This is a genomic window from Gimesia benthica, assembly GCF_009720525.1.
GTDB classification, from domain to species: Bacteria; Planctomycetota; Planctomycetia; order Planctomycetales; family Planctomycetaceae; genus Gimesia; species Gimesia benthica.
In genome coordinates this window covers 3,349,310-3,364,163 of the sequence record NZ_CP043930.1, presented here as the reverse complement: position 1 = coordinate 3,364,163, position 14,854 = coordinate 3,349,310, and the positions used below count along the sequence as shown (strand labels likewise).

Genomic DNA, 14,854 nt, shown 5'->3' with positions numbered 1-14,854 from the left:
AAGAGTGAATCATGAACGAATTTCAGTCAACACGTCGCGATTTCTTAAGACAGGCTTCCGCCACCGGTCTGGCGGCTTCCGCTCTGGGAACTTCCTGGCAGCAGTTACTGGCCTCGGAAAAACATGGTACGAAACCACACGGTTCCAAAAAACTGGCGATGCCCGTCGGTAAAGCGGAACACTGCATCATGATCTGGCTGGGCGGCGGTTCCTGCCATATCGATACCTGGGATCCCAAACGCAAAGGCGATCCAAAGGCCAAGAAAGCGGGTTCCTATTACGACCCGATTCCGACCGCCATCAAAGGGACCGAGGTCTGTGAGCATCTTTCCAAATGTGCTCCCATTCTGGACCGGTTTAACATCGTCCGCAGTGTGCACCATGAAGTGATCGACGAGCACGCTGCTGCCACCAACCGGATGCACACGGGGCGTCCCACAACCGGAACAATTACCTATCCGTCTGTCGGGTCTGTCGTCGCTCATCAGCGCGGTGCCGTCAGTGATATCGCTCCCGCTTATGTGCTCATCGGTTACCCCAACGTGACCCGCGGCCCCGGCTTCCTGGGCAGCAAGGCCGGTTATGTCTATCTGACTGACACCAACGCAGGCCCCAGCGGTTTCACCCGTTCTTCACGTGTGAACCAGAGTCGCCAGGATCGTCGTGAACGGCTCCTGACTAAGATGCGAGCCGATTACCGTAAGAGGAGCATTGGTGGACAGACGATTCAGGACTACGACCAATCTGTGGCAGAAGCACTTCGCCTGTCCGGTCCTGAATTCATGAAGGTCTTCCAGCTGGACAACGAAAAGAGCGACCTGCGGAATTCGTACGGCGGCGAATTTGGTCAGCGGTGTCTGCTCTCGCGTCGTCTGATTCAGTCCGGCGTGCGTTTCATCGAAGTCTCTCACAACCTGAACTTTGTGAACGGGACCGGCTGGGATACACACAATGACGGGCAGCTGAATCAGCATCTGCTGATCAAGGAACTCGATTCCGCACTGTCAGCCCTGGTGCTGGACCTCGAACAGCACAAGCTGCTCGACAAAACCCTGATTGTCGTGGCTTCCGAGTTCGGTCGTCCGGCTCGCTTCGATTCGGGCGGAGGACGCGGTCACCAGTCGAAAGCTTTCAGTGTTGTGCTGGCCGGCGGTGGTCTGAAGAACGGGATGACCATTGGTGAAACCAACGAACTGGGGGAAGAAATCGTTTCCCGCCCGGTCTCCGTACCCGATCTGCACGCGACAATTTACGCCAGCCTGGGCATTGATCCTTCTGAAGAGCTCTATGCAGGCGACCGTCCGGTGCCGATCACCGACATGGGCGATCCTGTTCGCGAGCTGTTCGGTTAAGCGTCAGCCGGCTTGAAAACAGTAACAGCGAGTTGTCACCCAAGGGATGGCAACTCGCTTTTTTTGCGCCGGTGTACAGCAAAGTCTTTCGAGACAGACTGGAATTCATGAACTAGAAGTGTATCCTTGGGGCAGGAGCATTTACCGCTGGAATTCCATAGAAGGTCTATTGCATGTCTACCCGGCCCACTCACCATTACCTGATCGTCGCGGCTGTGATTCTGTTTATCGGAATCCTGGCTCTGTTTCTGACCCTCCAGCCGGGAGGTGGTCCGGTGGGGGGTGGACCCATTTCATACGACGAAGCGCAGCAACTCTTGCGGCTCAAAAATGAGGGGATCGCTTACCTGGAAAACGAGCGTTACGCCGAGAGTGATCCCCTGTTGGAGCGGTTAACCGAAGAACTGCCCGGCGATGTGATCGGCTTTCAGAATCTGACGATCTGTCGGTTGTTACAACTGACTCCCGAAAAACTGGTCGATCATCAGTCGGGGAAACAGCTGGCTGACCAGGCGCAAGCGACGGTAGCACAGTTGATCAAGATTGCTCCTGAATCGAGTGCCAGCTATGTCCTTTCAGCCCGCATTCAACTGGCGCTGGGAAATGAGCCCAAGGCGGAAGAGGCATTGCAACAGGCGCTGGAAAAAAGTCCCGAGTCTGCAGCGATCTGGTTTGAGTTGTCCCAGTTACAGAAACAGAACGTGAAGCCCGAGCAACAGGCGCTGGCGAATGCGTCTTTGAAGCGTGCGTGGGAACTGCAGCCGGACAACCTGTTTCTGGCGATCGATTATCTGCAGGTTGCCGTTGTGGAGAAGTCCGAGCAGACGAAAGCCGTCTTCGAACAGGTCAAACAGCTGGCTGCGCCACTGGCAGAAAGCGTGAAAGATCATACCCGGCTGGATTTGAATGAAGTCATCAAGGCGTCTCTGCAGGCGATCACAGATGGGAAATGGAATCTCGTCACCCGAAATGCCCGCGTGCTCAGAAATGTGTTAATCGCTGAGGATCTGGTCAAAAGCGATCGCCGTCGGGTTGAACAGAACCCACTTGAATTTGTGATCCCCGATTTTCCGCCTGCTTTTTATGCGGCGGTCGAGTGGCCCGCTCAGGAGAAACCGCTGTCGGTGAAGTTTGCCGAAGCCCGGGTACTTGAGTTCAATAAAGACGTGTCGGCTGATATCAGGGATCTCAAGATCGCGGATTTCGACCTCGATGGTAAACCCGATCTGATTCTACTGACGGCGGAGCGGGTACAGGTATTTCAACAGGGGGAGGACCGTCGCTGGTCAGTGATGACCTCTGTAGCAGCGGAGGGGGACTTCCGTGAAATTCATGCCGTCGATCTGGATGGGGATGTGCAGCAGCTCGCTCCATCGCCGGCTGGTGAGAACAAAGAGGAACCCCAGACAATCGCTGCCATCTCACCGGCCCGGGATGCCGATCTCGATCTGGTGCTGGCAGGGAAAGCCGGGATTCGCGTCCTGGAAAATCAGGTAGATGATCAGCAGGGAACACGAAAACTGGTTCACCGACCGCAGGCCGATTCCCTGGATGCGTTGTCTGATGTGCTGACGGTGAATTTTTCTGACCTGGATCATGATGGTGATCTGGACCTGGCTGCTTCGACCGGGAAGGGGGTTTCGCTCTGGTCGAATCGGGGGAATCTGTCGTTTCAGGACATCAGTGCCAATTCCCAGCTGCCGCCCGCGGATCTGGCGGCGACTTCGATTGTGCGCGTGGACTGGGACCGCGATGTCGATCTGGATCTGATTCTCTGCAGCAGAACGACCCGGCAGGCAGGTTACCTCGAAAACCTGCGACATGGTCGCTTTCGCTGGCGGACATTTTCCAAAGTTGAATCAGAGAACGGCCCCACGGCCAATCAGTTTGAAGAGTGCGTACTCACCGACTATGACCGTAACGGTTCCTGGGATCTGGTGGGCGTGCAGCGTCAGGCACTGGTGCTGGCGGGAACCCGGTTGCTGGGGACAGGAGAAGTGCAGGTTGACTCGGTGCAGCAGATCCGGGAGACAAAACTGGCTGATATTCAGGGCACCCTGTTACAAACAGGAGATCTGAATAATGATGGCGTGCTGGATGTGCTGGCGTCAGGCGGGAACGGCTTACAGTTGTTGTTAGGCACGGCCGAACATCGAACCGAACAGACCGCTTATGTGACCGACGAGGAGGTTACCAGTGCGAATCCGATCCAACTGTTCCGACTGGCGGATCTGGACCAGGATGGCAGCCTGGATGTGATCACGGTTGAAGCAGGGAAAGTGATGTTCCTGCAGAATCAGGGGAACGATCATCACTGGGTCGATGTCTCACTCCGCGCGGAGCAGGTCAAAGGGGAAGTGAAGTCCGCCAGTGGTCGCGTTAATCATTATGGTGTGGGCAGCCTGGTGGAACTCCGCAGCGGTGCGATTTATCAGCCGCAGATTGTGGCGGGACAGTCAACACATTTCGGACTGGGGAAACAGACGGTCGCGGAGGCGATTCGCGTACTGTGGACGAATGGGATTCCGGTCAACATTATCAATGCGAAAACCGATCAGCGGATTTACGAGAAGCAGACCCTGATGGGATCCTGTCCCTATCTTTATACCTGGGACGGAGAGCAGTTCACGTTTTATACAGATCTGTTATGGGCGGCTCCGATCGGGCTGCAGTTCGGAAAAGGGATTGTGGCTCCGAGTCGTGACTGGGAATTTCTCAAGATTGACGGCGACCGACTCCGGGAGAAAGAGGGTTACTATGAACTGCGGATTACGGAAGAGCTCTGGGAGGCAGGTTACTTCGACCTGGTTGAACTGACGGCCGTCGATCATCCGGCGGAGGTGGAGATCTTTTCCAATGAAAAGGTGGGGCCACCCGATCTGGCTGCATTCAAGATTCATATGGCGCGCGAAACACAAACACCGGGCGGGGCCGTCAATCATCGCGGACGGGATGTCCTGCCGGAGATACGAGAGGTAGATGACGTGTATGCGAAGACGTTCGACGAAAAGTACCGCCAGGGTTTAACCGAGGTACATACGCTCGAACTGGATTTGAATAACGCGGCGGTGAAGCAAGCGAAAACGCCACGCATCAAGCTGTTCCTGACAGGCTGGCTGTATCCAACGGATACAGGGATTAACCTGGCGCTCGATGAGAATCCCGCGCTGCCTTCACCACGACCTCCATCACTGGCAGTGCCGGATAAAAATGGTGGCTGGAAAACGATCCAGCCGTTTATGGGCTTTCCCGGAGGCAAGACAAAAACGATCGTTGTGGATCTGGCAGACCAGTTTCTGACAGATGATTATCGCGTGCGGATTGAAACCAACATGGAGTTCTACTGGGACCAGATCTTTTTCACGGTCGATGAGAGCCCGGCTGAGTTCATGACGCGCGTCTGTCCCCTCGAAACTGCGGACTTACAGCACCGGGGTTTTTCAACGCCGATCATCCACCCGGGGAATGGACCGGAGCGGTACGATTACCAGAAGCTCACTCAGCAGATCCAGTGGCCGCCGATGCAGGGGGGCTTTACCCGTTATGGGGATGTGAAACCGCTTGTGGAAAATGCTGACAACCGGTTGGTGATTCTCGGTGCCGGGGATGAGATGCGGCTGCGATTTCGCGTTCCCGCTGGTCCCACGCGTCCGGGCTGGAAGCGGGACTTCATTCTGCATAATGTGGGTTGGGACAAGGATGCGAACCTGCACACGATTCTGGGCCAGGCGGTAGAACCGCTGCCGTTCCGGGAGATGCGGAGCTATCCGTATCCGACCGAGGAATATCCGGAGGGATCTGTACTCAAGTCTGATCGGGAGCAGTACCATACCCGTCGGCAGGACAGTGCCGCTTTCTGGAAACACTTGTCCCGTCCCTGATGTTTTCACAAGTGCATTTGCCCGCGGCCTGCGGTAAGATACGTACTGAACTTCTTTTCTATTCATACAGGTATTGGACCACGATGCAGATTTTCGTTCAGATGTTTTCCTTACTACTGCTGTTACTGGTATCCACTCGCGCTGGTCTCGCAGCAGAGATGTCATATCCACTCTCCGTTGTTGCGGCTGAGAAAGGTCCCGTTTATGTCGCGGATCGCAAGCTGCCTGGAATCTGGAGTATTCAGGACGGAAAAGTCAGTGAATTTTACAAAGGCTCCAAGGTGTTCCGGACGCCGCTGAATGCGGTGCGGTGCGTGACCCTGGATGACCAGGGACGGGTGCTGGCAGGAGATTCCTCGACGCGCGAAGTCTACCGGTTTGCTAAAGCCGGTGCGAAACCCGAAGCCCTCACTAAAGGGGGGATTGGAATCCCGATGGATGTGGTGGTGACCAAAGCCGGCGATCTGCTGGTCTCCGACCTGGAACTGCATCGGATCTGGAAGGTGCCCGCAGCCGGTGGTAAGCCGACCTTGTTTGCGGAAGTGAGTGCACCGCGAGGACTGGCTCTGGATCAGCAGGAAAACCTGTGGGTTGTTTCAGGAACAGCAGACCAGCTGCTGAAAGTGACTCCGGATGGGAAAGTCAGCGTCGTCGTGAAAGGTCGTCCGTTCAATTTTCCTCACGATGTCGTCGTACTGGATGATGGCAGTGCCGTTGTCAGCGATGGTTATGAAAAGGCGCTCTGGAAAGTGACGCCCGATGGCAAGACCGAGAAATGGGTTTCCGGGGAACCTTTCAAGAATCCAGTCGGGATGGCGTTGCAGGGAAAGAATGTTCTGGTCGCTGACCCGCATGCGAAAACCGTATTCTCTGTGGATCCGGAAAAGCAGGTCACGGACCTGGTGAAGAAACAGGACTGAGCTCACTCTGATTGAGCTGACCTGGTGCCTTTATTCCACCAGATTGAAAACCATTCGCCCTGATCGGCCTGGTCTGTTTCGCGGGCTTCGAAGTTACCCACGGCCAGGTCGGGCTTGCCGTCGCCGTTAAAGTCGCCTGCGGTGATCACTGGATGCTGTCCCTGGGAATAGTCGAGCGGGTGTGGCACAAACTGCCCCGGTTTCGTCTGTTCGTACCAGACGATTGTGTTGCGACGTTGATCGTAGTTCCAGGTCATGGTGCAGGCGGCGAGATCGATGTCGCCGTCCTGGTCAAAGTCGCCATGGGTGACGCCATACGCGCCTGTGAGTGGGGCGAGGTGATGTGGCTTGAACGGGAAACGCCCCTGGTTTTCCAGCCATTGCACGGAGTGACTGGGACGCAGTTCGAAGCTGTCCATCGTGTCGCCATTAGTATAGAGCAGATCCAGATCCCCGTCCTGATCGAGGTCCACCAGGTCGATACACGACGAGCCGTAGGCAGGGTCGGGGGCCTGGAAGATGGTCTCGGTGCGAAACTGACCTTGTCCCTGGTTGAGAAAAGCGACGATGGTTTCATGTTCCTGCGAGAAGAGGGCGACAAAGTCGGGCAGGCCGTCCTGGTTCCAGTCGGTGATCAGCAGATGGCTGGCGCCGTGGCGGGGATCGAGTACCTGCAACCGATATTTCAGATCGTCTGTTGCTGACGAGACATTTTCCAGGTAGAGCAGGCGCCCGGTTTTGTGCCAGCCGAACTCGGCGACAATCAGATCGAGATCCCCGTCGGCATCGAAGTCGGCTGCTTTAGCGTCGGCAACCCGTCCCAGTCCTGCCTGGAGTGTCTGCTGTTGATAACTGTCTGATTGCGGATCGAAGAGCAGGGCTTCGACTGAGCCCCGGTCGTGGTCTTCCGGCCCGAAACTGCCCAGGTCGGCGATGAGATAATCGTCGTGCTGGTCTGCGTTGAGGTCGATGCGTTCAATGTGAGCCGGATGATGCAGTTTGGCCAGCGGTTCGAATTCGGGTTGTTTCTGTGAAAAGCGGATGCGGCCGACACGTCCGGAACCCAGATCGGTGAGCAGCAGTTCGTGAGGTGTCTTGCCAGCGACCCAGTTGAGGTTCGAAACGCCGGGCAGGGGATCGCCGTCGAGACGGGGAACGGGTTGCCGCTGAAAATCGACCGGGCTGGAGGGGATGTTCTCGATTTGTGAAGGCAGCTCATGTTTTTCGGGAGCCTGCGCCTCAAAGTAACGGATGACTTCGGGCATGGGGGGGACGCGCAGGCTCTGATCGGGGGACTGTTCGTAGTGCGCGTATTCGCGGGGAATCTGCATCCGCCAGGCAGCTTTGGTCAGCACACCCGGATCGGGACAGGTGTGACAGTGGCCACAGAAGTTTTGGATTTCCGTTTCAAATTCCGTGTGCCGTGTCTCTGTCGTGAAGGTGTCCTCGGGAAGCGAGGACGATTCCTGTTTCCCGCACGCCGTGAGCAGTGCGAGAAACAGAATACAACAACTGCGGGTCGGCATTACTGTGCCTGCTCCTGCTGTTCCAGAATCGGTCGCAGTGCTTCTTCAAAAGCGTCGGCCTGACGGAAGAAGCCCAGATCGGTGGGGTGAGAACTGTCGACGGTACCTTCGTAATCATCGCCGAGCAGATTATCCCCTTCCAGATAATAGAGGTTTTTGACGCCTTCTTTTTTGAGCTGTTCGTAGCCCGCTTTGAGGGCTGCGCGGCTGGTACGGTGACGTTCCTGACTGCTCGGTTTGAGATAAGCGTTGGTGTAGGTCCGGTCTTCGACCAGCAGGATTGGCGTTTCGGGATGCGCGGCCCGCAGCGTTTTGACGAGAGGGACCGTCTCTTTTTTGACGGTGTCAGCGGTGACGTTGGGGAGGCAGTCCATGATGAAGACGCTGGCATCGAGTTCGGCTATGAGTTTAGCGACTTCCGGTTCCATGCGGCCGTTCCCCGAGAAGCCGAGATTGATCACCGGGCGATCGAGACGGCGACCGAGGATCGCGGTGTGGACCATTCCGGTGCGTGAGGCACAGCCTCCCTGGGTAATGGACGTTCCCCAGAAGACCAGCGGTTTATCTTTACCAGTCTCGCGAGCGGGTGCTTTCCAGAGCTGACTGGATTCGGGAATGCCGATCTCCACCGATTTGACACCGTTATACAGGGGCAGGTAGAGCATATATTCGCGTTTGCCGGGGATGATGCCTGACACCAGCGTAGCAGTCGTTGTCTGCTGGGCAGGACGACCAACGCCGAGCCAGCGCCATTTACCCGATTCGGTTTTGACATAAAGGTCCAGGCCGCTGACGCCGGTGGCTGCCATGTGGTTCATGGCCAGTGAGGCGGAAGTGAGCGTCCATCTGGCTTTGATCGTGGTGGCATCGGTGACGAAGCGAACGGCCATGCCGGCGGAGTGTTTGGAGAGTGACCAGACCGGAGGACGGACAACGCCTTTGGCTTTTTTGGGCAGGCGATCGTAAAAGCTTTCCGTGTCGGTCCAGCCTTTGCCTTCCACATCCAGGTTCTGGATATCAAACCAGTGGGTTTTGTCTTTTTCGTCCGTGGTGAAATCAGTTAACGGCTGATCGGCGGCCTGCAGGATCGTTGCCGATGCCAGCAGACAGACCAGAGAAAAGACGCGCAGCCAGATGGTTCGTTGATTCACTCTCATTGCTGTTCCTGTTTATGCTCTTGGATGCGGAAAAGATGGTTGTTGTTTCACCATCTTAACAGGAGCCAGCGGGAAAAAGAAAGCGGGGGTCGAACGATTGCCGGCTAGAATTCGCCGATGACTTCGCCGTTCATCCGGGTACCGAGTGCCCTCCAGATTTCCAGCGAGATGTTTTCACTAATCGTGCGGACGGATCCATCGACGAGCACCGCGTTCACAACCCCTGTATGGAAACTGCGGGAGGTGATAATCGCGTAGGTGGGGGAGCCGGCGGATCCGTTCTTCCCTTCCTGCCAGGAGTTGAAATCAGCGTCGTACTCGGTGCCGCCACTGGTGTAAGGAACGTAGGTGTTGGGGTTCATGGTTACGGTAAACCCGGTGTGATGTACTCGACCATCGGGCCATTCGGTGTGCCCGGTATTGGTTTTAAAGTCGGCTCCTGAAGCCACGATGGTGGCCGCTTCGGAGGCTGTGCCGGGAATGGTTGTCGTCGACGGACCGCCGTTACGGGTGTAGGGCTGCCAGCCTTTGACTTCGGCAGCGAGCAGTGTATTGCTGGTGCCGTCGGTGAAGTTAGCCATGGTCAGGCTGGCGTTTGGATAAAAGGCGCCGTTGCCGCTGCTGCCGTTAGTGGGGTCAAAGACGAACCAGGTTCCGTAGTTGAATCCATAATTGGTGGGATAGAGTTTGGCTCTGCCGCTACCCGGATCGCGGACCTTGTCACTGTTGGGATCACTGGGGCAGGCGTAGACCGGGATTTTCAGTCCGTCTATGGTGGTCTGGTAGTCCCAGGCCACGGAAAGGTCGACGTTGTCGTAGAGGTTGCCCTGTTCCAGCATGGGAAGGATGCGACCATGCACGCCCCAGGATCCGTTGTTGCCTGTGGAAGTGACGGCCAGATCGACGCTGGCACCGGGAGGCAGATAGCGATAGCTGCTGACATAATTGTGGATCGCGAGCCCCAGTTGTTTCAGGTGATTTTTGCATTGGGTGCGACGTGCGGCTTCCCGGGCCTGTTGAACGGCGGGTAAGAGAAGGGCGATCAGGATCGCGATGATGGCGATCACCACTAGAAGTTCGATCAGGGTAAATCCACGGCGGGGACGCATAACGGTGTTTCCAGCTTACTTTGTACGGCGGGTATTGAGAAGCACGATTCTATGGATGAACTGCAGGCAAAGAATATACCAAAGCCTTGAATTTCACTGAGTTTGCTGCAAGTCCAGACGTTTCAGACTGAGTTGAATGGCTGGGTTAAAATGTGGTGTCGTATTGAGCGACATGGGGGTCGAATAAAGCGACATCGCAAGTGTTGAATTCTTGCCCTTGGTGGGGGCCCGGTTCCAAAAAACGAGGTTGTCAGAGTGGTTTCAAAGTATTTTATGGTCCCTGTTTCTCCTAAAATGGGAGGAAACTCTCAACTCTGATTTTACATGTGCAGGAAAGTTCCCGTTATGCGCTGGCCGTTACGGTACCAGATTTTGATTCCGATGGTCGGCATCATGGTGTGCGCGATTGTGGGTGTGACTTTATTGCATGTCTGGCTGGCGACGCATCAGATCAAGGTACAGGTGCGGGATCAGTTCCGGCAGATTGCCCATACGTTGAACGACGCGACGTTTCCACTGACCGTGGCGGTGTTAAACCAGACGAAAGGATTGTCGGGAGCCGACTTTGTACTGGTGGGTGCGGAAGACCAGGTGCTGTCGTCCACGCGTCCCGACTTTACTCCCGCTCCCATACAGGGGACGCCTCCCAGCTGGGATGAGTTACAGATTTCGGATGTGATCGAAGCAGGGGATTCCCCTTTTTTTCATTCCGTGGTGAAACTGCAACCCCGGATACCAGGGGAGGGCGTGCGTTACCTGCATATTTACTATCCGGTTCGGCAGTATCGTGAGGCGATTGCGAATGCCGTTTATCCGTCGTTGATCGCTGGAAGTCTTGCGCTGATTGTGGTCGCGATTCTGGCAACGGTGATTGCTGCCCGTGTGACACGACCGTTGCAGCGCCTGGACCGCAAGGTGGTACAGATTGCCCGGGGAGATTTCCAGCCGATGGTTCTGCCGGAACGCGATGATGAAATTCGTGACTTGAGTACCTCGATCAATCAAATGGCGGAACTGCTGGGGGATTACGAAGACGAAGTCAAACGGAGTGAGCGGCTGAAAACGCTGGGGCAGTTGCGGGGGGCGATTGCTCACCAGCTGCGGAATGCGGTGACCGGGTGCCGGATTGCGCTGGATCTGTATCTCCGTAAATCCCCCGATTACCAGGAGGACGAAACGCTGCAGGTTGCGAACCGTCAGCTGTGTATGATCGAGCAATACCTGCAGAGCTTTCTGGAGAACAAGGGGGGGCACTTCTCCAGTTTTGAGCCGGTCTGTCTGAATGATCTGGTGGCGCGGGTCGTCAGTCTGGTGGAACCAACGGCCCGGCATGTGGGCATCGCTTTGAAGGACGAAACCAGCTCCGAGCCTCTCGTGGTGGAAGGAGATGCGGAATCGCTGGAGCAGCTGATTTCCAATCTGGCGCTCAATGCGATTGAAGCTGCGGTCGCTGTGCAGGAAGCGCAGGGCATCTCGGGAGAGGTTTGCGTCAGGTTATTCCCAACGGGGGAAGAGTCTGTTACTTTGGAAGTGTCTGATACGGGCCCCGGACCGGAGTCGTCGATCGTGAATAAAATGTTTGAACCGCTGGTGACCGCCAAACGTGACGGGACCGGCCTGGGTTTATTTGTGGCCAGAGAGATCGTGCAGAATCACGGCGGCGAGATCCACTGGGAACGGCGTGAGGAGCGTACCTGTTTCATGGTCGAGTTGCCTCTGGTGCAGACGGAGAAAGCGTGTGTCGAAACTATTGATCGTTGATGATGAAGAATCCATCTGCTGGGGGCTGAGCCAGTTGGGTGAAAGCCACGGCCACGAAGTGATGATGGCTTCAACTGCCGAGCAGGCATTGAGCCTGGCAGAGAAAGACCGCCCCGATGTGGTGGTGATGGATGTGCGCCTGCCCGGGATGGATGGGCTGACGGCGATGCAGGGACTTTACGAGCGGATTGGTCCAGTGCCGGTGATTGTGATTACCGCCTATGGTGATCTGCAGACCGCTGTGGAAGCGGTGCGAAACGGGGCGTTTGATTATATTGTCAAGCCTTTCGATCTGGCTCAGATGGAGCAGGTACTGGAGAAGGCGGTCAAGGAGGCGGGACGCGAAGAGCTGCAACCGGGTGAACCGCGGCAGCTGGAAGGGCTTGTGGGTTCAACGCCTGAGATGCAGCAGGTCTTCAAGTCAATCGCGCTGGTGGCGGCTTCGGATGCGAGTGTGATGCTCACGGGAGAAAGCGGGACCGGTAAGGAAGTGGCGGCGCAGGCGATTCACCGTTTCAGCGATCGTGCTTCGGGACCGTTTGTCGCCGTGAACATTGCTTCGCTCAGTGAGAGCCTGGCGGAGAGCGAACTGTTCGGTCATGTGCCGGGGGCGTTTACCGGCGCGGAGTCGGGGCGGATGGGTTTTCTGGAACAGGCCAACGGCGGTACGCTCTTTCTGGATGAAGTGGCTGACATTCCGCTGTCGATTCAGATCAAACTGCTGCGGGCTCTGGAAGAAGGCGAAGTACTGCCCGTGGGTTCGACGCAGCGCGTGAAGACGAATTTCCGCGTGATCACCGCTTCGCATCGGAACCTGGAATCGCTGATCAAGCGGGGCAAGTTCCGCCACGATCTTTATTTCCGCCTGTGTACGTTTGAGATCGACATTCCCCCCCTGCGGAAGCGGGTGGGAGATATTCGTCTGCTGGCCGAGTTCTTTCTGGAACGCTTTGTGGATCGGCAGACGGGGATGCAGCATCGACTCACAGCAGAGGCGATTACCGAACTGGAGCGTCGGCCCTGGTATGGCAATGTGCGCGAGTTACGCAATGCGATCGAACACGCAGCCTTACGGGCGCGGGGCGGAACAATACTTTCCGAAGATCTGCCTGCGCCGGTATCGCAGTCCTTTCTGGGTCTGGAAGAGTCTCAAGCCGGTTCGGATGCGGAGATCAACGAGCTGCTCAAGCAGTGGGCCGAACAGCAGTTGCGAGATCCGAAATCTGCGGCCGGGATTTATGAGAAACTGCTCACCCTGGTTGAGCCGCCGGTGATGGAAGTGGCTTTGGAAAAATTTCATGGGCAATGTGCGCCCGCGGCCCGCTGTCTGGGCTTGCATCGGACTACCTTGAGTAAGAAACTGAAACAGTACGACATTGAAAACAGCTGACACTGAAATCCTGAGGTGAACCTGCATGAGACTGATGACGCGCTCCCTGATTCTGCTGGCTTTGATCTTAGTGGCTGGTCCCGGTTTGCATCTGAGGGCTGCCAAGAAATCCAAACCGCTCAACTTCGTCTTTATTCTGGTGGACGATCTGGGCTACATGGATGTGGGCTGCAATAACCCGGATACCTTTTACGAAACGCCACATATTAACCGGCTCGCGAAGTCCGGCATGCGGTTCACCAATGGTTATGCTGCGAACCCGGTCTGCAGTCCGACGCGATACAGCATCATGACGGGTAAATATCCGACCCGTGTGGATGCGACGAATTTCTTTTCCGGGAAACGTGCGGGTAAGTTTCTGCCGGCTCCCCTCAATGACCGGATGCCTCTGGATGAAGTGACGATTGCCGAAGCACTCAAGGAGCACGCTTACTCTACCTTCTTTGCAGGGAAGTGGCATCTGGGACCGAGTGAAGAATTCTGGCCGGAGAAACAGGGTTTTGATATTAACAAGGGGGGCTGGTCGCGTGGGGGGCCTTATGGAGGCAAGCGATACTTCTCGCCTTATGGTAATCCGCGGTTGAGTGACGGGCCGGATGGCGAGCATCTGCCCGATCGCCTGGCGACGGAGACAGCGGAGTTTATCGACGCGCATCGCGAGCAGCCGTTCTTTGCGTACCTCGCTTTTTATTCGGTGCATACCCCGTTGATGGGACCCAATGCACTGGTCAAGAAATACAAAGAGAAGGCAGAGCGACTGGGGCTGGAAGGCAAAGTCGAATTTGCCGACGAGGAACAGGTCTTCCCCACAGATGAGAAGCGAAAGGTGCGGATTCTGCAGAAGCATGCCGTGTATGCGGCGATGGTGGAATCGATGGACCGGGCCGTGGGGAAAGTGCTGCAGCAGCTGGAAGCATCCGGCGTGGCAGACAATACCGTGGTGATGCTGACGGCCGATAACGGGGGGCTGAGTACCTCCGAAGGATCGCCGACTTCCAATCTGCCTCTGCGGGGTGGCAAGGGCTGGCTGTATGAAGGAGGGATCCGCGAGGTCTTTCTGATTCGCTGGCCGGGAGGGGGGCAGCCGGGAAGTGTCTGTGACGAACCCGTCATTACTACCGACTTCTACCCGACAATTCTGGATCTGGCCGGGTTGCCTTTGAAGCCGGAACAGCATCTGGATGGCGTGAGTCTGAAACCATTCCTGCAGGGCGAAGAACCTCTGAAGCGGGAAGCGTTGTTCTGGCATTACCCGCATTATTCCAATCAGGGCGGGATTCCCGGTGGTGCAATCCGGATGGATGACTGGAAACTGATCGAGCGTTTTGAAGATGGACAGGCCCACCTTTACAATCTGAAAACCGATGTGGGAGAGAAGCAGGACCTGGCAGCGGCGGAGCCGGAACGCGTGAAACAGATGCGTCGTCGATTGCACCAGTGGTACACCGAAACCGATGCGAAGTTTCTACAGGCCAAGCCCGGGGGACCGGAGCCCTGGCGTCCCGAAAAATAAAAACGTTGGAGAGGGAGCCGTTCCTGAGCGGGGCCACAGTGAGGCGCGGTATCCTGTATTGTAACTGTTTGATAAGGGGTTCATGAAAAATTCAAATTTGACCGAACTGGTTGGGAATTCTTGATATGTAGTCCTTTTATTTCCCTCGGATCTGCTATAATCGAGCTGTCACCCGACGTCAGTGATATCGCATCTACTTTTCGATGTCTCCGTTGAATTCTGCATTTCCCCGATCAAACTCTAAT

Annotated in this window: 9 protein-coding genes; 6 read left to right on the top strand and 3 right to left on the bottom strand. The window is 56.2% G+C overall.

Annotated elements, in window-relative coordinates:
* Positions 1-11 precede the first annotated feature (11 nt).
* The 3 genes from F1728_RS12720 (at position 12) to F1728_RS12710 (ending at position 6,153) form a co-directional block, all read left to right on the top strand.
* Positions 12-1,352: a DUF1501 domain-containing protein gene (locus tag F1728_RS12720; RefSeq protein ID WP_155364419.1), complete on the top strand. Its 1,341-nt coding sequence runs from the start codon at positions 12-14 to the stop codon at positions 1,350-1,352.
* Between the two features lie 173 nt (positions 1,353-1,525).
* Positions 1,526-5,233, top strand: a complete 3,708-nt coding sequence (locus F1728_RS12715) for a CRTAC1 family protein (RefSeq protein WP_155364418.1) — start codon at positions 1,526-1,528, stop codon at positions 5,231-5,233.
* 83 nt (positions 5,234-5,316) lie between these two features.
* Positions 5,317-6,153, top strand: a complete 837-nt coding sequence (locus F1728_RS12710) for a Vgb family protein (protein ID WP_155364417.1) — start codon at positions 5,317-5,319, stop codon at positions 6,151-6,153.
* Between the two features lie 2 nt (positions 6,154-6,155).
* Here F1728_RS12710 and F1728_RS12705 read toward each other — a convergent pair whose 3' ends face one another.
* The 3 genes from F1728_RS12705 to F1728_RS12695 form a co-directional block, all read right to left on the bottom strand.
* Positions 6,156-7,679 (bottom strand): FG-GAP-like repeat-containing protein, encoded by a 1,524-nt coding sequence (locus F1728_RS12705; protein WP_155364416.1) that lies wholly within the window; start codon positions 7,677-7,679, stop codon positions 6,156-6,158.
* Positions 7,679-8,836: an SGNH/GDSL hydrolase family protein gene (locus F1728_RS12700; protein ID WP_155364415.1), complete on the bottom strand. Its 1,158-nt coding sequence runs from the start codon at positions 8,834-8,836 to the stop codon at positions 7,679-7,681. The genes F1728_RS12705 and F1728_RS12700 overlap by 1 nt, the downstream gene beginning before the upstream one ends.
* A 104-nt stretch (positions 8,837-8,940) precedes the next feature.
* On the bottom strand, positions 8,941-9,945 hold the full coding sequence (locus F1728_RS12695) for a DUF1559 domain-containing protein (protein WP_155364414.1): 1,005 nt from the start codon (positions 9,943-9,945) through the stop codon (positions 8,941-8,943).
* A gap of 345 nt (positions 9,946-10,290) precedes the next feature.
* On the opposite strand from F1728_RS12695, the gene F1728_RS12690 reads away from it, so the two are divergent.
* The 3 genes from F1728_RS12690 to F1728_RS12680 are packed head-to-tail and all read left to right on the top strand — an operon-like array spanning position 10,291 to position 14,609.
* Positions 10,291-11,706, top strand: coding sequence for a sensor histidine kinase (locus tag F1728_RS12690; RefSeq protein ID WP_194242796.1), 1,416 nt, complete (start codon positions 10,291-10,293; stop codon positions 11,704-11,706).
* Positions 11,684-13,096 carry a sigma-54-dependent transcriptional regulator gene (locus F1728_RS12685; RefSeq protein WP_155364412.1) on the top strand — a complete coding sequence of 471 codons (1,413 nt, stop codon included), beginning with the start codon at positions 11,684-11,686 and terminating at the stop codon, positions 13,094-13,096. Before F1728_RS12690 ends, F1728_RS12685 begins: the two co-directional genes overlap by 23 nt.
* A 25-nt stretch (positions 13,097-13,121) precedes the next feature.
* Complete coding sequence (locus F1728_RS12680; protein WP_155364411.1) at positions 13,122-14,609, top strand: sulfatase; 1,488 nt, start codon at positions 13,122-13,124, stop codon at positions 14,607-14,609.
* Positions 14,610-14,854: the final 245 nt, after the last annotated feature.